Genomic DNA, 17,989 nt, shown 5'->3' on the forward strand with positions numbered 1-17,989 from the left:
AGGTGGCCGGGGCCCCACGCCACGCTGCTGGGGCAGGACTTGCAAGCAAGATTCAGGCGGTGGCCGTGTCGTAGCGCGGTGACTAGACGAAGTTCGTCACGCCCTCGTATTCCGCCACCGGGGCGGCGCCGACATGCTCGTACTCGAGCAGGAGCAGGCCGTTCGCGGTTGCGTCGTGGTGGACGAGTCGAAGGCCGGTGGCTGCGCTCGGGTGGTCGAGCAGCCGCCGTCCGGAACCGACCACGGTGGGGGCGACGACGAGTCGGAGGGTGTCGACGAGGCCGGCCGACAACAGGGCCCTGCCGAGCCGCGCGCTGCCGTGAATCTGGAGCTCCCGTCCTGGCTGGCCCCTGAGGTTTCCGACGCTTTTGATCGGGTCGCCGTGGAGCACCGTCGTCGGGTGCCAGACGCCCTCCGTCAGGGTGTTGGTCACGACGTACTTCGGTAGTGAGTTCATCCGCTCGGTGTACGGATCGTCCGGGTCGGTGATCTGCGGCCAGTCGCGAGCGAACGCCTCGTAGGTCCGCCGCCCGAGGAGCAGACCGTCGGCGAGACCCAACCAGTCAGAGGTGCGGCGGACGAAGGCCTCATCCAGGTAGGGCACGAGCCAGCCGCCGCGGGTGAAGCCGTCGCTCGGATCCTCGGTCGGCGAGCCGGGACCCTGGCTGACGCCGTCGAGAGTGACGAACTCGGTAAGGACGAGCTTCACGGCGCACCCTGGCTCTCGGCGACCCCGGCGAGTTGTTCGGTGACCGAGCCCCAGCCGTCCGCGAAGCCGATCTTCTCGTGCAGGTCACGAGCGGCGGGATCACCGTGGCGGACGACGACCCGGTAGTCCGTGCCGTCCGGGTGGTCCTTCATGGTGATCTCGGCGGTCATCGGGACCGGGCTGGGGTTCGCAGGCCGCCAGGCGCTGTCGATCACGTTCGTGAACACGATCCGTTCATGATCGTCGACGACGAGGAAGCACGCGTCGAGGTGTGGGACGAACTCCACCCCGTCATCGCTCAGTCGGGTCACCAGCGCGCCACCGGGCCGCACGTCCAGGCGATCGACGCGGCACAGGGACGGCGCCGGGATCCACCACTTCGCGAAGCGGGACGGGTCGGTCCAGGCGCTCCACACGGCGGCACGGGGGGCGTGGATGACCCGCGCCATGGTCAGGTCCAGGTCGGGATTCACTGCTGATCCTCCTGCTGATCGGTGACGAGGCGTTCGAGGCGATCCGTGCGCTCTTCCCAGATCCGGCGCTGCTCCGCGAGCCAGTCGTCGACGAGGGCGAGGCGCTCGCGGTTGAGCACGCAGGTGCGCACCCGGCCGCTCTTGGTCGTCCGGATCAAGCCGTTCGACTCGAGCGTCTGCACGTGCTTCATGAACGAGGGGAGGGTCATCGGGAACTCGCGGGCGAGATCGCCGACGCTCGTCGGGCCGTGGCCCAGGCGTCGAATGACCAGGCGCCGGGTCGGGTCGGCGAGTGCGACGAACACGCCGTCGAGTTGCGCCGAAAACTGTGCCATGTGGCTAAGTATTGCGTGAGACGACACTTAGCGCAAGGGCAAAGTATTTACCAGGATGGGCAACCCGACGCTCGGCAGACACGGCACGGGGCCCCGACCACCCGAGGGTGGCCGGGGCCCCGTCGCTGACTGTCAGGAGCGCTGCTCGACCTGGCCCCGGATCGTGATGAACTCGGCCTTGGCCTGTTCGGCGGACTTGAAGTACGTGACCACCATGCCCAGGCTGCCCTTGTCGGCCCAGACGCAGACGCCCAGCGGCACGCTCTCCGCCTTGCCGTCGCCGCAGCTCGCCTCACCGCCGAGTGGGCCGGGATCGACGGCCACCATGTTGGTCACCGTCAGCTCGGTGGAGAGCCCGCTGATGGCTTCGTCCATCTCTTTCTTCGGGTCGGACATCAGGCCGGAAGCGCCGGCGATCATGACGAGGTCCTGCTTGGTCGGGTCGCCGTAGAAGGCGCCGACCGTGCTGGTCTCGTTCTGCACCGACGACTTCATCTCGCGGACCAGCTGGTCGGCGGCCGTCTGGAGCTCCGCGTCGGTGACCTTCGGCCGGCCGGCGAGGGTGGCTGGCGCGACCAGCCGGGTCTTGCTGGCATCGACGGCGTCGCCCACCGGCCCCTTGACCGCGAGCCAGGTGATCACCGCGCCGCCGACGCAGAGCACCAGCACCACGGCCAGCACGATCAGCACGATCTTGCCGGCTTTCGACTTCTTCGCCGGCTGCGGGGGACCGAGAAGGCTGGGATCGCCGTACGGCTGACCCGGCTGCGCGGGCGGGAATCCCTGCTGCTGCGGCGGGGACCAACCACCGGGCTGCTGCGGCTGGCCCGGCTGACCGGGCTGCTGCGGCGGGGTGGGGGAATCGTGCGGCGGGCCGTAAGGGTTGGCCGGCGGCTGGGACATTCAGTCAGCTCCAAGTTGGGGGTGCAAAGCGCGTGATCCTAACCCGCCGAGGACCTCGGCGTTGTCCCTGCACAGGCCCCTGCCAGCCGCCATGTGATCACAAACAGTCGCGGTGGTGCTGCGATCGGTCAGGCCGGCAGGCTCGCCGCCCCGCGCGGCAGGAACCGCTGACCGGTGACCCGCTCGGACGTGCCGGTCCGGTCCAGGTATGGAGTGACCCCACCCAGGTGGAACGGCCAACCGGCGCCCAGGATCATGCACAGGTCGATGTCCTGCGCCTCGGCGACCACGCCCTCGTCCAGCATCAGCCGGATCTCCTGCGCGAGCGCGTCGAGCGCGTTCTGGCGCACCTGCTCGGCGGTCAGCGGCTGGTCACCGACGACGAGTAGCTTGGCCACCTCGTCGTTGACCTGGTCGTCGACCACGATCGGTTGGCCCGAGTCGGCGATCCGCTTGAGGTTCTCGCTGACACCGAACCGGTCCGGGTACGCGGCGTGCAGAGTGCCGCCCACGTGGTACGCGACGGCCGGCCCGACCAGCTGGAGCAGGGCCAACGGGCGCATCGGCAGGCCCAGCGGGTCCAGTGCGCTGTTGGCCACGTCCAGCGGGGTGCCCTGGTCGACAGCGGCGAAGACGGTGCCCAGGAAGCGGGTGAGCAGCCGGTTCACCACGAACGCCGGAGCGTCCTTGACCAGCACGCTCGACTTCTTGAGCTGCTTGCCGACCGCGAACGCGGTGGCCAGCGTGACGTCGTCGGTGCGCTCGCCCCGGACGATCTCCAGCAGCGGCAGCACCGCCACCGGGTTGAAGAAGTGGAAGCCGACCACCCGCTCCGGGTGCTCCAGCTCGGCGGCCATCTCGGTGATCGACAGCGAACTGGTGTTGGTGGCGAGGACCGCCTCCGGGGAGACGATCTTCTCCAACTCGGCCCAGACCTGCTTCTTGACACCCAGGTCCTCGAAGACCGCCTCGATGATGAAGTCGGCGTCCGCGAAGGAGCTCTTGTCGACAGTGCCGCTGACCAGGCCGTACAGCTTGGCGGCGGTGTTCTTGTCCATTCGGCCCTTGGTGACGGCCTTCTCGATCTGGGTGTGCACGTAGCCGACGCCCTTGTCCACCCGGGACTGGTCGAGGTCGGACATCACCACCGGCACCTGGAGGCGGCGCGCGAACAGCAGCGCCAACTGGCTGGCCATCAGGCCGGCGCCGACGATGCCGACCTTGGTGATCGTGCGGGCCAGGCCCTTGTCCGGCGCGCCGGCCGGCCGCTTGGCCCGCCGCTGCACCAGGTCGAAGGCGTACAGACCGCTGCGCAGCTCCTCGGAGAAGACCAGGTCCGCGAGGGCCTCGTCCTCGGCGGCGGTGCCGGCGGCGAAGTCGCCGTCCTTCGCCGTCTCCAGCAGGTCGAGCGCCTTGTACGCGGCCGGGACCGCGCCGTGCAGCCGCTGGTTCAGCGTCTCCCGGGCGAAGTAGAGCACGCCCGCCCACATGTCCTTGTCGACCTCGGGCCGGGTCACGGTGACCTGACCCCGGACCACCCCGGCGGCCCACTCCAGGGACCGCTCCAGGAAGTCGGCCGGCTCCAGCAGGATGTCAGCGATGCCCAGCTCGGCGGCCTGCTTCGGCTTGAGCATCTTGTTCTGCATGAGCGGGTTCTGGATGATCACCTGGGTGGCGGCGGGAATGCCGATCAGGTTCGGCAGCAGCTGGGTGCCGCCCCAGCCCGGCACCAGGCCGAGGGAGACCTCGGGCAGGGCCAGAGCCGCCGCACCACCGGAGAGCGTCCGGTAGTGGCAGTGCAGCGCCAGCTCCAGGCCGCCGCCCATCGCCGCGCCGTTGACGAACGCGAAGGTGGGGACGGTGCTGTCCTTGAGCCGGGCGAAGACCCGGTGACCCAGCCGGCCGATCTCCAGCGCCTGCGCGCGGTCGGCGAGCTGCGGCAGGCCGACGATGTCCGCGCCCACGCAGAAGATGTACGGCTTGCCGGTCACCGCGATGAACGCCGGGTCGGCGGCGAGCGCGGCGGTGATCGCCTCGTCCAGGCTGGCCAGACCACCGGGGCCGAACGTGTTCGGCTTGGTGTGGTCGAAGCCGTTGTCCAGCGTGATCAGGGCGGCCGGACGGTCCAGCCCCGGCACGTTCACCTGGCGCAGCAGCGCCTTGGTGACGACCTCGTTGGTTGCGGCGAGCGCGCTCACTTGTTGCCCTCCGTCCAGTGCGGGTTCTCCCAGATGACCGTGCCGCCCATGCCGATGCCGATGCACATCGCCGTCACGCCGTAACGGACCTCGGGGTGCTCGGCGAACTGGCGGGCCAACTGGGTCATCAGGCGTACGCCGGAGGAGGCCAGTGGGTGACCGATGGCGATCGCGCCGCCCCACGGGTTGACCCGCGCGTCGTCGTCGGCGATGCCGAAGTGGTCGAGGAACGCGAGCACCTGCACGGCGAACGCCTCGTTCAGCTCGAACAGGCCGATGTCGTCGATGCTGAGCCCGGCCAGGCGCAGCGCCTTCTCCGTCGACGGGATCGGGCCGACGCCCATCACCTCCGGCTCCACACCGACGAAACCGAACGACACCAACCGCATGGCGATCGGCAGGCCCAGCTCACGGGCGGTGGCCTCGTCGGCGAGCAGGCTCGCGGTGGCGCCGTCGTTCAGGCCGGCCGCGTTGCCCGCGGTGACCTTGCCGTGCGGGCGGAACGGGGTCTTCAGGGTGGCGAGCTTCTCCAGCGAGGTGTCCCGTGGGGCTTCGTCCACGGTGGCCAGACCCCAGCCGCCCTCCGCGTCGCGGATCGACATCGGCACCAGGTCGTCCTGGAGCTTGCCGTTGGCGTACGCCTTGGCGGTCTTCTGCTGCGAGGCCAGCGCGAACGCGTCGGTGCGTGCCTTGGTGATGTGCGGGACCAGGTCGTGCAGGTTCTCCGCGGTGGAGCCCATGACCAGCGCGGACGGGTCGACCAGCTTCTCCGCGATGATGCGCGGGTTGGGGTCGACGCCCTCACCCATCGGGTGACGGCCCATGTGCTCGACGCCACCCGCGATGGCGATGTCGTACGCGCCAATCGCGATGCCGCTGGCCACGGTGGTCACCGCGGTCATCGCGCCGGCGCACATGCGGTCGATGGCGAAGCCGGGAACGGTCTTGGGCAGACCCGCCAGCAGCGCGGCGGTACGGCCGATGGTGAGGCCCTGGTCACCGATCTGGGTGGTGGCCGCGATGGCGACCTCCTCGACCCGCTCCGGGGGCAGCTGCGGGTTGCGGCGCAGCAGCTCACGGATGCAGCGGATCACCAGATCGTCGGCGCGGGTGTTGGCGTACATGCCACCCGCCTTGCCGAACGGGGTACGGACGCCATCGACGAAGACGACATCCCGAACTTCACGGGGCACTTGAGCCTCCTATTCGACCATGATCCGGCTTTCGCGCCGAGCGGCGCTGCGGACTGAACCAAGGGTCGCCGACACGGGCAGGTTCCCCCGAAATGCTACTCGCCAGTAACCAACCCCGTCCCGACCCCCCGCTGTGGCCCACCCCACACTGCCCGGTGACCCACGCCCCCGAGCGCCGGGCGGGAGCGTGGGGTCAGGGGGTGGGGTCCAGGGCTTCGGTCAGGTCGGGTGTGAGGAGGCCGATCTGCCACTCGCGGGCGTTGAGACCGCGCAGGGTCTCCGCGACCGTCTCCTCGGTCAGCTCCTCCGGCGGGGTCCAGGCCAACCGGCGGACCGAATCCGGCGTGATCAGGTTTTCCGGCGGCAGGTTGTGCTCGCCGGCGATGCGGATCACCACCTCCCGGCAGCGGGCCAGTCGACCAGCCGCCACCGGGTCCCGTTCGGCCCAGCGGTGCGGCGGGGGCGGGCCCTCCACGGTCGGGGAGACCGGCAGGGAGTCCTCCGGGAGCTGCCGGGCGTCGTCGAGCGCGGCGAGCCAGGTGCGAGCCAACCGCCGCACCGACCGGCCGCCGAAACCGGGCAGGGTCAGCAGGGTCTTCTCGTCCTTCGGGTCCAACTCGGCCGCGGCGATGATCGCCGAGTCGGGCAACACCCGACCGGGCGCGGCGTCCCGCCGGGAGGCGATCTGGTCCCGGGCGTACCACATGGAGCGGACCCGGGCCTGAGCCCGCGCTCCCCGCAGCCGGTGGATGCCGGACGTGCGCCGCCAGGGCTCGGCGCGGACCCGCGGTGGGCGCGCCCCGGTGCGGACCAGCGCGGCGAACTCCTCCGCGGCCCAGGCCGACTTGCCCTGCCGGGTCAGCTCGGCGTCGAGCGCGTCGCGCAGGTCGGTGAGCAGCTCCACGTCGAGAGCGGCGTACGTCAGCCACGACTCGGGCAACGGTCGGCTCGACCAGTCGGCCGCCGAGTGGTGCTTCTCCAGGGTGAACCCGAGTAGCTGCTCGGTCAGCGCGGCCAGCCCGACCCGCTCGAATCCGGCCAGCCGAGCAGCCAGTTCGGTGTCGAACAACCGGCGCGGGCGCAGCCCCACCTCGGCCAGGCAGGGCAGATCCTGACTGGCAGCGTGCAGCACCCACTCGGCCTCGCCGATCGCCGCGTCCAGCGTGCTGAGGTCCGGAAGCGGCAGTGGGTCGATCAGCGCCGTACCCGCACCGGCCCGGCGCAGTTGCACCAGGTACGCGCGCTGGCTGTAGCGGTAACCGGAGGCTCGCTCGGCGTCCAGGGCGACGGGGCCGGTGCCCGCCGCGAAACGGGCAACGACCTCGGCAAGCTCGGCCGGAGCGGCCACCGGATCAGGGGTGCCGTCACGCGGGGCGATCAGCGGAACGGGCCCACCGTCGGCCGGGTCGGCTCCCTCGCCTGCCAGCTGCGGCTGGGCCGACGGCGGGTGCTGGGGTGCGTTTCCCGGAAGGTCTTCGGTGGGCCGACGGCGCAGGGGTGGTTCGTCGGTCACCTGCCAACCCTAGTGCGCGCGATGATCCGGCGGGTGCAGCCGGTCCGGCGTGTGTCGGTCAGGTGTCCACAAGGCGTCCCTTCGGATGCCGGACATCGGGGGAGACAAAGCCCGATCGCACAGGTACGTTCCATCGAACCGCCGGCCGGGACGACGAGTCGACGGCGGCGGGAAGACCACGGGAAAGGCACGACGATCATGACGGCTGGCTTCGGTTCGGGGGACGGGCGACCGGCGGGTGCCGAACCCGCCGACGCGAGCGGGTCGATGGCCGGCCGACCCGGTCCGCTGCCACCGCGCATCGAGCCCCAACCCGGTTCGACCTGGTCCACGCCCCCCTCGGGCGGCACAGACCAGGCCCGACCCGTCCCCGCACCCCGCCCCGAGCGTCCCGTCCCGCCCAACACCGGGCAGTGGGGCCCGCCGCCTACCCCGTTCGGCGGCGCCGGGCACCAGGGCCCGGGCGCTCCGACGGCCGCCCCCGGCCCCGGCGCCTATCCGCCGGCCGCCCCCGGCCCCTGCGCCTATCCGACGGCCGCACCCGGGTTTCCGGGCGTGGCCGGTTATCCGCCGTCCGGTCCGGCCGGCACTGGGCCCTCCACGACCGCCGGTTACCCCGGCGGCCCCGCGCACTGGCCAGCCTCCCCGCCGGCCGACCGGCCCACCCGTCGTCGGTGGCCGGCCGTGCTCGCCACGGTGGCCGTCGTCGTGCTCGCGGCGGTGGCCGGGCTCCAGGCGTACCAGCTCGACCGAGTCGGCGACCGGCTCGCCGACACCGACCGCCGGCTGGCGCAGGCCCAGGACGGCGACCTCGCCCGCCTCGACAGCCTGGACAAGCGCGCAGAGACGTTGGAGAAGCAGGCGGGTGCCGCGTTCAACCCGGAGGCGGTGGCCAGCGCGGTGCTGCCGAGCGTGTTCCGGGTCCGGGCCGGTGAGTTCACCGGCACCGCGTTCGCGGTGGGCAAGCCGGCGAGCGGCGGCGGGACGAACCTGTTCACCAACTTCCACGTGGTCGAGGCGGTCTGGGACGGCGGTGGCCGCGAAGTGTTCCTGGAGCGCACCAGCCAGCGCTTCCCGGCGACGATCGTCAAGGTCGACAAGACCAACGACGTGGCGCACCTGCGTGCCAGCGGCAAGTTCAGCGGCCTGGTCACCGCGCCCGCCGCGGCGAAGTCCGGCCAGCAGATCGTCGTCGTCGGCGCGCCGCTCGGCCTGGAGGACAGCGTGACCACCGGCGTGGTGAGCGCGTTGCGGCCGGCCCAGGGCGGGTCCGGCCCGGCGATCCAGTTCGACGCCCCGATCAACCCGGGCAACTCCGGCGGGCCGGTGATCAACGGCAGCAAGGAGGTTGTCGGCATCGCCACCGCCAAGGCGCGCAACGCCGAGGGCATCGGGCTGGCCGTACCGATCAAGGTCGCCTGCGACGGCTTCAAGATCTGCTGAACCGGTGACCGGCGACGCCGCCGGCCGCACGCATCACCCACGGCCATTGCCGACCCATCGCCGACCCGGCTGATCAGCCGGCATCAGGCGATCTCTTCGCAGCACGTCACCGCGCCTGCCGAGGCGGGCGCACCCATCTGGAGGAATGAAGATGTCCCAACCATCGCCCGAGTCGCAGGCTGTCCCGCCGGCCTCTCCGACGCTCCCCGACCCCGACCGGACCGTGGCGCACGCCGTAGGTCCCCAGGCCGGTCCGTCCGGCGCTGAACCGACCGTTCCACAGCAGGCCGTTTGGCAGTCGACCAACGCCGACCCGACCGTCCCGCACCCGGTCGCCCAGCCCGCCCCGCAGCCGTACGCGCCGGGACAGGCCCCGCCGCAGTACCCCGCGAACCCTCCCGTGCCACCCCAGTACGGCATGCCGCAGGGGTCGCCGGGCTACCCGGCCAGCGCCCCGCCGTACACCGGCCAGCCGATGTCCGCGCCGCCGATGTCCGCGCCCCCGGTCTCCGGCCCCGGGTACGGACCGCCGATGTCCGCGCCGCCGGTCTCCGGCCCCGGGTACGGGCCGCCGTACGGCCCTCCCGGTGCGCCGGCGGCCGGGCGGGGGCGCGCTGTGCTGGTGCTGGCCCTGGTGGCCGCGCTGCTCTTCGTCGTCAGCGGCGTGATGACCGGGCTGTTCGTGACGAAGAACAACGAGCTGAACCGCACCGAGAAGCGTCTCACCGGTCAGGTCAGCCAGCGCGACGGCACCATCGCCGCCAACGCCACCGAGATCACGAGGCTGAAGGCCGACCTGGGGACGATGCAGGCGAAGCTCGACAACACCGAGCAGGACCTGACCGGCACCCGCAACGACCGTGACGAGCAGGCCCGGCAGAAGACGGTCATCGCGAGCTGCCTGGACAAGCTGACGACCGCGCTGGGAGCGGCGTCGGCCGGCAACAAGGCCGCCTACGACGCGGCGATGAAGGGCCTCGACAAGGTCTGCAACGAGGCGGAGAACTACCTGTAGCCCCCGCCGCCCCTCGCCGGGTCAGGCTGCGCCGGCGGGGCGGCGGTCGGACAGGGCCGTCACGCCGGGTGGGGGGAGGCCGGCCGTGGAGGCGAGCAGCGCACACCAGCCGAGCAGGTGCGCGCTGAGGTCGTCGTCGACCGGCGTCCAGGAGGCGCGGATCTCGATGTCACCGACTGTCGGTGGGCCGGCGAGGTCACCGAACCGGGTCGACATGGTCTGCGTCACCGTCCCGCCGATCGCCCGGTGGCCGGCGTCCTGGGCGTCCAACGCGTCGGTCAGCCACGTCCAGCCAACCCCGGGCAGCAGCGGGTCGGCGGCCAGGTCGACCTCCAACTCGGCGGTCACGTAGGTGACCAACCGCAGGGTGCCCTGCCACGCCTCGTGCCCGACCGGGTCGTGCAGCAGGATCAGCCGGCCGGTGGCCACCTCGTCGCCGTCGCGCAGCACGGCCGCCGAGAGCGCGAACGCGTACGGGGCGAGCCGCTGGGGGGCGCCGACCTCCTCCAGGGTGATCTCCGGCCGGGGGGCCGCCGACCGCAGCCCGGCGACCGCGCGGGCGAACGTCTCCGGGAGCGCGATCGGGGGGGCCATGTCGGCAGCCTATGCCGCCGCCCGTCCCCCGCTTCGACGGCGCGCCGACGCTCATGAAGGGCGCCGGGCATAAGGAACGGTGCCCTTCATCTCACCCCCACCCGGGTGGGGGTGGTGGGCGTGGCACGATTGCGGCGATGACCACGGACACCACGGGCACTGTCGCCCGAGACGGAGAATCCCGCCCCGGCGGACCGGCCGACTCGCCCTTCATTCGGGCCTGCCGACGCCGGCCCGGCCCGCACACCCCGGTCTGGTTCATGCGCCAGGCCGGCCGCTCGCTGCCGGAATACCGGGAGATCCGGGCGACCGTGCCGATGCTGGAGTCCTGCCGCCGCCCGGAGCTGGTCACCGAGATCACCCTCCAACCGGTGCGCCGGCACGGGGTGGACGCGGCCATCCTGTTCAGCGACATCGTGGTGCCCGTGGCCGCGGCCGGCGTCGACCTGGACATCGTGCCGGGCACCGGTCCGGTCGTCGCCGAGCCGATCCGCACCGCCGCCGACGTGGAGCGGATCCGCCCGATCACCCGCGACGACGTCTGGTACGTCGACGAGGCCGTCCGGCAGTTGGTGGTCGAGCTGGGTGACACCCCGCTGATCGGTTTCGCCGGCGCGCCGTTCACCCTGGCCAGCTACCTGGTCGAGGGCGGGCCGTCGCGGACCCACGCGAAGACCAAGGCCCTGATGTACGGCGATGAGGAGCTGTGGCACGCGCTCTGCGGCCGGCTGGCCGAGGTGACGCTGGCCTTCCTGCGGGTGCAGATCGACGCCGGCGTGTCCGCCGTGCAGCTCTTCGACTCGTGGGCCGGGGCGCTCTCCGAAGCCGACTACCGCCGTTTCGTGCTGCCGCACTCGACCGCCGTGCTGAGCGGGCTTGTTGACGCCGGGGTGCCGCGGATCCACTTCGGGGTGGGCACCGCCGAGTTGCTCGGCGCGATGGGTGAGGCCGGCGCGGACGTTGTCGGCGTCGACTGGCGTACCCCGCTGGACGTGGCCACCGGCCGGATCGGCCCGGACAAGGCGGTGCAGGGCAACCTGGACCCGTGCGTGCTGCTCGCGCCGTGGCCGGTGGTCGAGGCCGAGGTGCGCCGGATTCTGGAGCAGGGCCGGGCGGCTCCCGGGCACGTGTTCAACCTCGGTCACGGGGTGCTGCCGGAAACCGACCCGGATGTGCTGACCCGGGTGGTCGCGCTGGTGCACGAGCTGTCCAGCCGCCGGGCCGACCAGGGCTGACCGGCGATGCGGCAGCCCTGGCGGGTGGCGGTGGTCGGCGGCGGGATCGCCGGGCTGGCCGCCGCGGTCCGCCTGCGCGACCGCGCACCGGCCGGCACCGAGATCACGGTGTACGAGCAGTCCGGCGCGCTGGGCGGCAAGCTGCGCACCGGTGAGCTGGCCGGCCAGCCGGTGGAGTTCGGCGCCGAGTCGTTCCTGATGCGCGACCCGGCGGGCGCCGAGAGCGTGGCGGTGGCGTTGGCCCGCCGGCTCGGTCTCGCCGAGAAGATCGTGCACCCCACGGTGGGGCAGGCCGCGCTGGTCGTCGACGGAGGGCTGCGCCCCATCCCGGGCGGCACGCTGGTGGGCGTACCCGGGGATCTGGACCGGGTGACGTCGGTCGCCCGCCCCCTCGCGGGCGCCGACACCGACGGTGGTCGGCCGTTGATCGGGCCGGACGCGGACGTCTCGGTGGGTGCGCTGGTCCGGTCCCGCTTCGGTGACGAGGTGGTCGAGCGGCTGGTCGACCCGATGCTGGGCGGCGTGTACGCGGGCCGCGCCGACGACCTCTCCCTGGTCACGACGATGCCGGCGCTGGCCCGCACGGCCCGGGTGGAGCACACCCTGACCGGTGCGGTCCGGGCCGCGCAGGCCGCCGCGCCGCGCGCGCCCGGCACCCCGGTTTTCGGCACCCTGATCGGTGGGCTCAGCACCCTGATCGAGGCCGCCGTGACGGCCAGCGGCGCGACGGTACGACGGGACGCCGCCGTGCGCGAGTTGACCCCGACCGACACGGGTTGGCGGCTCACTGTCGGCCCGACCCGTGACCCTGAGCTGGTCGACGTGGACGCCGTGGTGCTGGCGGTGCCGGCGCGACCGGCGGCCCGGCTGCTCGCGGGCCCGGCCCCGGCAGCCGCAGCGGGCATCGGCGAGCTGGACTACGCGAGCGTCGCGTTGGTCACCCTCGCGGTGCCGCAGCCGCAGCTGCCCGAGCTGTCCGGCTTCCTGGTGCCGAGCACCGAAGGGCTGCTGATCAAGGCCGCCACCTTCTTCACCACCAAGTGGGGGCACCTGCGCCGACCGGACGGCGTGGCGTTGGTGCGCGCCTCGGTGGGCCGGTACGGCGAGGAGGCGTATCTCCAGCGCCCCGACGCGGACCTGGCGGCCACCGTGCATCGAGAGCTCTCGGCGGTGCTCGGCACCCCGCTGCCGGCCCCGGTCGACGGGCACGTGCAGCGGTGGGGCGGGGCGCTGCCCCAGTACGCCCCCGGGCACGCCGACCGGGTCGCCGCCGCGCGCACGGCGTTGCGGGCCGCGCACCCCACACTGGTCCTCGCCGGCGCCGGATACGACGGCGTCGGCATCCCGGTCTGCGTCCGCTCCGGCGAGACGGCGGCCGAGGAGATCGTCACAGCACTGGGAGGATCGGCGAGATGACCGAGCAGACCAACGCGGCCCGCCTGCGGGAGCTCAACGACAGCATCCGCTACACCATGTGGTCGGTGTTCCGGGCCAGCGCGCCGCTGCCCTCACTGCGGGACAACGTCACCAGCGAGGTCGTGGCCCTCTTCGACGAGCTGGCCGGCAAGGACGTGGTGGTCCGGGGCGTGTACGACGTCGCTGGTCTGCGTGCCGACGCGGACGTGATGATCTGGTGGCACTCCGCGTCCCCCGACGCGCTCCAGGACGCGTACCTGCGGTTCCGCCGCACCACGCTGGGGCGGGCGTTGACCCCGGTCTGGTCGCAGATGGCGCTGCACCGGCCGGCGGAGTTCAACAAGAGCCACATCCCGGCCTTCCTGGCCGGCGAGGAGGCCCGCCCCTACATCTGCGTGTACCCGTTCGTCCGCTCCTACGAGTGGTACCTGCTGCCCGACGCCGAGCGGCGCGAGATGCTCGCCGAGCACGGGAAGATGGCCCGCGGCTATCCGGACGTCCGGGCCAACACGGTGGCCTCGTTCGCGCTCGGGGACTACGAGTGGATGCTCGCCTTCGAGGCCGACGAACTGCACCGGATCGTGGACCTGATGCGGGACCTGCGCGCGTCCGGCGCCCGCCGGCACGTCCGGGAAGAGGTCCCCTTCTACACCGGCCGCCGGCGCTCGGTCGCCGAGATCGTCAACTGCCTGGTCTGAGCCCGGGACGCTGCCTGGTCTGAGCCCGGACGCACGCTTCGGGCCCGCCGGCCGGTGCCGCACCCCCGCCCGGGTGCGGCACCGGACGGGGGTCAACTGGTCGTCGTGCAGGAGACCAGCGGAACCGGGTTGCTGCCGTTCCACGAGCCGAGGAACCCGAACGTGGTGCTCGCTCCGGCGGCGAGGGTGCCGTTGTGGTTGGCGTTACGTGCGGTGACCAGCGTGCCGTTGGCGCTGACCGTCGCGTTCCACGACGAGGTGACCTGCTGGCCGTTGCCGTAGTTCCAGCTCACCGACCAGCCCTTTGTGGGTGAACCGCCCGCGGTCACCTTCACGTCGGCCTGGAAGCCACCGGCCCACTGACCGGTCACCTGGTACGTCGCCGTGCAGGCCCCAGCCGGCGGCGGGGTGGTCGGCGGCGGGGTGGTGGGCGGGGGAGTGGTGGGCGGCGGGGTCGTCGGCGGGGGAGTGGTCGGTGGCGGGGTGGTCGACCCACCGCCGAAGTCGACGTCGCTGCACAGGTAGTACGACTGGTCCAGGTGGCTGGCCTGCCAGACGGTGTAGACGATGTGCCGCCCGGTGCGTCCCGACGCGTTGACCGGGATCTGGATGGAGACGCCACCGGTGTCCGGGTTCCACTGCGACGCCGGGGTGTTGCCGATCTGGCCGGCCAACTCCAGGTCGTCCCAGCCGAGCGGCTCGGTGAGCGCGTTGAAGCCCTGCTTGGTCACGTACACCCGGATGTAGTCGGCGCCGTGACTGGCCTGGTCGAAGAAGCGGAGCCGGAAGTTGTTCGACACCGAGGTGGTCTTCCAGGCGCCGATGGTGTCCAGCGAGTTGTAACGAGGGCTCTGGGTGCGCCCGCCGCTGCACAGCTGGCCGTTGGGAACGGCACCCTGGTGGTTGCCGCCCACGCCCTCACGGAACAGGCCGTTCCAGTTCCACATGGCGGCCGGATCGGCCTGCCAGGCCTGCCAGCACATCGGGTCCTCGGTGGCCATGCGAGGGTTCTGGAAGTCGTCACCCCAGCGCTGCCAACAGCTGTAGTTGCGCGAGGCCGGGTCGACGACCGAGCCGTGCGCGGAGGCGGGCCTGGCCTGGATCGTGGTCAGCGCGGTGGTCAACAGGAGCGCGGCGGCCGTCGCGATGGCGAACAACCAGAACACGCGTCGTGATCGGATGAGAGTGGACATGGAGCCCCCGGGGGGATGAGGTCGGACGACGACACCCGGACCGACGGGAGTTGCCCACTCCCGCGCCTACTCGCTGGCTCCTGCGATGGCTCTACCCGGCACCATGCCAGCTCGATCGTCAGACGTCAATGGCATCGCGTCGCATCGGCGTGTGCGGGATGCCGTCCTCGACGTACTCCGGGCCGCTGACCGCGAAGCCGTGCCGGGTGTAGAAGGCGACCAGGTGCGACTGGGCGTCCAGCACGCAGGGCCGGTTGCCCACCACCTCCAGCGCCGCGGTCATCAGTCGGCCGGCCTGCCCGCCGCCGCGCGCCGCCGGTGCCACCACCACCCGACCGATCCGGGCAGTGCCGTCCGGGTCGGCCAGGATCCGCAGGTACGCCAGCGGCGCGCCGCCGTCGGTCAGCCAGAGGTGCCACGTGCCCGGCTCGACGTCGCGCCCGTCGAGTTCCGGGTACGGGCAGTTCTGCTCCACCACGAACACGTCGATGCGCAGCTTGAGCAGGTCGTGGAAGGTGCGGGTGTTCAGGTCGGCGAAGGAGGCCGTCCGGATCTCGGTGGTCTGCGAGGGCATTCGACGATGGTAGGCCGCCTCACCTGGTGCCCGGTCGAGGTGCCAGGTAGGTGGCGGCCACGGCGGTGAGCAGCAGGACGCCGCCGGCGACGACCGGCAGCGGGAGCGGCTCGTGCAGCAGCACCACCGCCAGCGCCGCGGCGGTGAGCGGTTCGAGCAGGGTCAGTACGGCGGCGACGCTGCCCGGGGTGGTGCGCAGCCCGGCGTAGAACAGCGCGTACGCCACTGCGGTGGTGATCACGCCGAGGTGCAGCAGCAGTGCCACCGTGTCGGGGCGTACCGGCACGCTCACCCCGGCGACCACGGCGAACGGCGCCAGAGTCAGCGCTCCGACAACTGTGGAGATGGTGGTCAGCGTCATCGGTGCGACGCGCTGCGACACCTGTCGGCTGATCAGGGTCGTCACCGCGTACCCGAGGCCGGAGCCGGCAGCCGCGAGCAGGCCGAGCAGCGGCGCTGGCGCCGCGGCGGTCGGGTCCGCCGTCGCCCCGGTGATCAGGGCGAGACCGACCACGGCCGCGACCAGCGTGGCGAGACGCAGCGGGCCGGGGATCCGTCGGGCGCGCGCCGACTCCCAGGCCGCGGCGAGCACCGGGGCCAGGCCCAGGCTGACGACGGTGGCCACGCTGACGCCGGCCCAGGCCACGGCCGCGAAGTAGAGCGCCTGGTAGAGGCCGAGGCCGACGCCGGTGAGCAGCAGGGGTACGGGTGCCGCGCGCAGGGTGGCCAGGATCGCGCCGAGCCGAGCGGCGGTGCACGCCAGCAGGACGAGCGCGGCGATCGCGAGGCGGTGGAAGCCGATGCTCACCGGGCTGAGCCCGGTGCTGTCGTGCAGGAGTTGCACCGCCACACCGGTGGTGCCCCACAGCACGCCGGTGACGGTGATCTGGATCAGGCCGGTGCGGGCCTGGTCGACGGCCGGCGCCGAGGCAGCCGGTTGCACGGTACGGGAAACGGACACGGATGCGCTCCGAAGGATGAGCCGTTGACGGGGACGACGTCGACGGAGCGCGTACGGCGGCGAGCCGGGTCGGGTCAGGTCACCCGATCGGCGAGAGGCGCGGCGCTCCGCTCAGGAGCGCGGCGGGGGCAGGACGCCCAGCAGTGGCCGCATGGGGACGACCGTACCGCAGGCGCGGTCAGGCCGGGCGTGCGCCGACGGCGTCGCGGATCTCCGCGCCCACGTCGCCCTCGACGGCACGGGCGCAGTGCCCGCAGCAGAAGAAGCGGCCGTTGACCTCGACGCCGTGCCCGACGATCTTGATCTGACAGTGCTCGCAGATCGGTGCCAACCGGTGGATCGCGCACTCGAACGAGTCGAAGGTATGCACGTCACCGCTGACGGTGCGCACCTCGAACGCCATCCAGTAGTCGTTGCCGCAGACCTCGCACGTTGCCACTGAAACCTCCCACATCACGACATGTATCTACAGACTGCTCTCGGCTCGGCCGCTCGCGAGGCGAAATGTCGAGGTGCAGGAGTCGTGGCGGCGTGTCGGCGTCGGCGTGTTGTCCGTTGTGTGGGGTGAACCGCCGCAACCCCGGAGGATCACAGTGATCAAGCGCAACAAGCTCTTCGGCAACCAGACCCGGGTCACCTTCTGCCTCCCCCGGGACGCCCCGCCCGGCCCGGTGAGCGTGGTCGGCTCCTTCAACGGGTGGGAGCCGGGCCGGCACGAGATGGTGACCCGCCGCGACGGCACCCGAACGGTGACCGTGAAGCTTCCCCCGGGTGAATACCGGTTCCGCTACCTCGCCACCGGCGGCGTCTGGCTGGACGACGAGTCAGCCGACCAGGTCGACGACCGGGGGAGCCTGCTCCGGATCTGAGGGAAAACTCGCCACCATCGATGGATTTATCGATGGGAGTCTTTACTGTTAACAAAGTTTAAATTACCTTGAGGGGCACCCACCGTACCTGAAGAAGGAGCTGCCCCGATGCGTCGAAGAATGACCATTCCGCTGGTGGCGGCGGGTGCTGTCGCCGCCACCCTCACCGTCGCCGCCCCCGCGCAGGCGCACGGCTACGTCTCCGCCCCGCCCAGCCGGCAGGCGCTCTGCGCGCAGGGCCGGGTGCCCGACTGCGGGCAGATCAAGTACGAGCCGCAGAGCGTCGAGGGCCCCAAGGGCCTGCGCAGCTGCAACGCCGGAATCGCCCAGTTCGCCGTCCTCAACGACGACAGCCGGGGCTGGCCGGCCACCTCGGTGGGCAGCTCGCTGACCTTCACCTGGGTGAACACCGCCCGGCACGCCACCAGCAACTGGGAGTACTGGATCGGCAACACCCGTGTCGGCGTGGTCAACGGCAACAACCAGCAGCCGGGCGCCACCGTCTCGCACAACGTCAACCTCGGCGGCTTCTCCGGCCGGCAGAAGATCCTCGCGGTGTGGAACATCTCCGACACGGCGAACGCCTTCTACTCCTGCATCGACGTGCAGATCGGCGGCGGCGGGTCGAACCCGACCCCCACCCCGACCCCCACCCCCACCCCACGGC

General features: G+C 71.9%; 19 protein-coding genes. 7 read left to right on the plus strand and 12 right to left on the minus strand.

Going from position 1 to position 17,989, the window contains the following annotated elements; genetic code table 11:
* Positions 1-82: 82 nt before the first annotated feature.
* The 7 genes from KBX34_RS25665 to KBX34_RS25695 all read right to left on the minus strand — a co-directional run bounded on the left by KBX34_RS25665 (position 83) and on the right by KBX34_RS25695 (position 7,324).
* On the minus strand, positions 83-709 hold the full coding sequence (locus KBX34_RS25665) for a dihydrofolate reductase family protein (protein WP_210792334.1): 627 nt from the start codon (positions 707-709) through the stop codon (positions 83-85).
* Positions 706-1,182: an SRPBCC domain-containing protein gene (locus KBX34_RS25670; protein WP_210792342.1), complete on the minus strand. Its 477-nt coding sequence runs from the start codon at positions 1,180-1,182 to the stop codon at positions 706-708. Before KBX34_RS25670 ends, KBX34_RS25665 begins: the two co-directional genes overlap by 4 nt.
* Complete coding sequence (locus KBX34_RS25675) at positions 1,179-1,517, minus strand: helix-turn-helix transcriptional regulator (RefSeq protein WP_210927404.1); 339 nt, start codon at positions 1,515-1,517, stop codon at positions 1,179-1,181. Before KBX34_RS25675 ends, KBX34_RS25670 begins: the two co-directional genes overlap by 4 nt.
* 132 nt (positions 1,518-1,649) lie before the next feature.
* Positions 1,650-2,420, minus strand: a complete 771-nt coding sequence (locus KBX34_RS25680; protein ID WP_210792346.1) for a hypothetical protein — start codon at positions 2,418-2,420, stop codon at positions 1,650-1,652.
* 128 nt (positions 2,421-2,548) lie between these two features.
* Entirely contained in the window at positions 2,549-4,618 is a 2,070-nt protein-coding gene (locus tag KBX34_RS25685; protein WP_210927406.1) for a 3-hydroxyacyl-CoA dehydrogenase NAD-binding domain-containing protein, read from the minus strand.
* The gene (locus tag KBX34_RS25690) at positions 4,615-5,811 is read right to left on the minus strand and encodes a thiolase family protein (protein WP_088946829.1); all 1,197 of its coding nucleotides are present in this window, start codon (positions 5,809-5,811) and stop codon (positions 4,615-4,617) included. Before KBX34_RS25690 ends, KBX34_RS25685 begins: the two co-directional genes overlap by 4 nt.
* 193 nt (positions 5,812-6,004) lie before the next feature.
* A complete protein-coding gene (locus KBX34_RS25695; protein WP_099851451.1) occupies positions 6,005-7,324 on the minus strand; it encodes a ribonuclease D in 1,320 nt (439 codons plus the stop codon).
* 198 nt (positions 7,325-7,522) lie between these two features.
* Here KBX34_RS25695 and KBX34_RS25700 point away from each other — a divergent pair, with 198 nt between their 5' ends.
* Together KBX34_RS25700 and KBX34_RS25705 are read left to right on the plus strand one after the other, a co-directional pair.
* Positions 7,523-8,767, plus strand: coding sequence for a trypsin-like peptidase domain-containing protein (locus KBX34_RS25700; protein ID WP_210927407.1), 1,245 nt, complete (start codon positions 7,523-7,525; stop codon positions 8,765-8,767).
* 151 nt (positions 8,768-8,918) lie between these two features.
* Positions 8,919-9,782 carry a hypothetical protein gene (locus KBX34_RS25705; protein ID WP_210927409.1) on the plus strand — a complete coding sequence of 288 codons (864 nt, stop codon included), beginning with the start codon at positions 8,919-8,921 and terminating at the stop codon, positions 9,780-9,782.
* Positions 9,783-9,803: 21 nt separating this feature from the next.
* On the opposite strand, the gene KBX34_RS25710 is transcribed toward KBX34_RS25705, so the two are convergent.
* On the minus strand, positions 9,804-10,376 hold the full coding sequence (locus KBX34_RS25710; RefSeq protein ID WP_088946832.1) for a DUF3000 domain-containing protein: 573 nt from the start codon (positions 10,374-10,376) through the stop codon (positions 9,804-9,806).
* Between the two features lie 137 nt (positions 10,377-10,513).
* On the opposite strand from KBX34_RS25710, the gene hemE reads away from it, so the two are divergent.
* Genes hemE through hemQ form a run of 3 tightly spaced genes read left to right on the plus strand, consistent with a single transcriptional unit; the run spans position 10,514 to position 13,725 of the window.
* Entirely contained in the window at positions 10,514-11,611 is a 1,098-nt protein-coding gene (gene hemE / locus KBX34_RS25715; RefSeq protein WP_088946833.1) for a uroporphyrinogen decarboxylase, read from the plus strand.
* 6 nt (positions 11,612-11,617) lie between these two features.
* The gene (gene hemG / locus KBX34_RS25720) at positions 11,618-13,027 is read left to right on the plus strand and encodes a protoporphyrinogen oxidase (RefSeq protein WP_210927414.1); all 1,410 of its coding nucleotides are present in this window, start codon (positions 11,618-11,620) and stop codon (positions 13,025-13,027) included.
* Entirely contained in the window at positions 13,024-13,725 is a 702-nt protein-coding gene (hemQ, locus tag KBX34_RS25725) for a hydrogen peroxide-dependent heme synthase (RefSeq protein WP_088946835.1), read from the plus strand. The genes hemG and hemQ overlap by 4 nt, the downstream gene beginning before the upstream one ends.
* A gap of 92 nt (positions 13,726-13,817) precedes the next feature.
* Here the strand turns inward: hemQ and KBX34_RS25730 are convergent, their stop codons facing one another.
* The 4 genes from KBX34_RS25730 to KBX34_RS25745 all read right to left on the minus strand — a co-directional run bounded on the left by KBX34_RS25730 (position 13,818) and on the right by KBX34_RS25745 (position 16,892).
* Positions 13,818-14,918, minus strand: coding sequence for a lytic polysaccharide monooxygenase (locus KBX34_RS25730; RefSeq protein WP_210927421.1), 1,101 nt, complete (start codon positions 14,916-14,918; stop codon positions 13,818-13,820).
* Positions 14,919-15,036: 118 nt separating this feature from the next.
* Complete coding sequence (locus KBX34_RS25735; protein ID WP_210927422.1) at positions 15,037-15,492, minus strand: GNAT family N-acetyltransferase; 456 nt, start codon at positions 15,490-15,492, stop codon at positions 15,037-15,039.
* A gap of 19 nt (positions 15,493-15,511) precedes the next feature.
* The gene (locus tag KBX34_RS25740) at positions 15,512-16,453 is read right to left on the minus strand and encodes a DMT family transporter (protein ID WP_307871494.1); all 942 of its coding nucleotides are present in this window, start codon (positions 16,451-16,453) and stop codon (positions 15,512-15,514) included.
* A gap of 178 nt (positions 16,454-16,631) precedes the next feature.
* Positions 16,632-16,892: a Prokaryotic metallothionein gene (locus KBX34_RS25745; RefSeq protein WP_099851461.1), complete on the minus strand. Its 261-nt coding sequence runs from the start codon at positions 16,890-16,892 to the stop codon at positions 16,632-16,634.
* Between the two features lie 154 nt (positions 16,893-17,046).
* Between KBX34_RS25745 and KBX34_RS25750 the strand changes: the two genes are divergently transcribed.
* Positions 17,047-17,322, plus strand: coding sequence for an isoamylase early set domain-containing protein (locus KBX34_RS25750; RefSeq protein WP_088946839.1), 276 nt, complete (start codon positions 17,047-17,049; stop codon positions 17,320-17,322).
* Positions 17,323-17,430: 108 nt separating this feature from the next.
* A partial coding sequence (locus KBX34_RS25755) for a lytic polysaccharide monooxygenase auxiliary activity family 9 protein (RefSeq protein WP_210927424.1) occupies positions 17,431-17,989 on the plus strand: 559 nt, incomplete at its 3' end.

It is taken from the genome of Micromonospora sp. M61, assembly GCF_018070245.1.
GTDB lineage: Bacteria > Actinomycetota > Actinomycetes > Mycobacteriales > Micromonosporaceae > Micromonospora > Micromonospora zamorensis.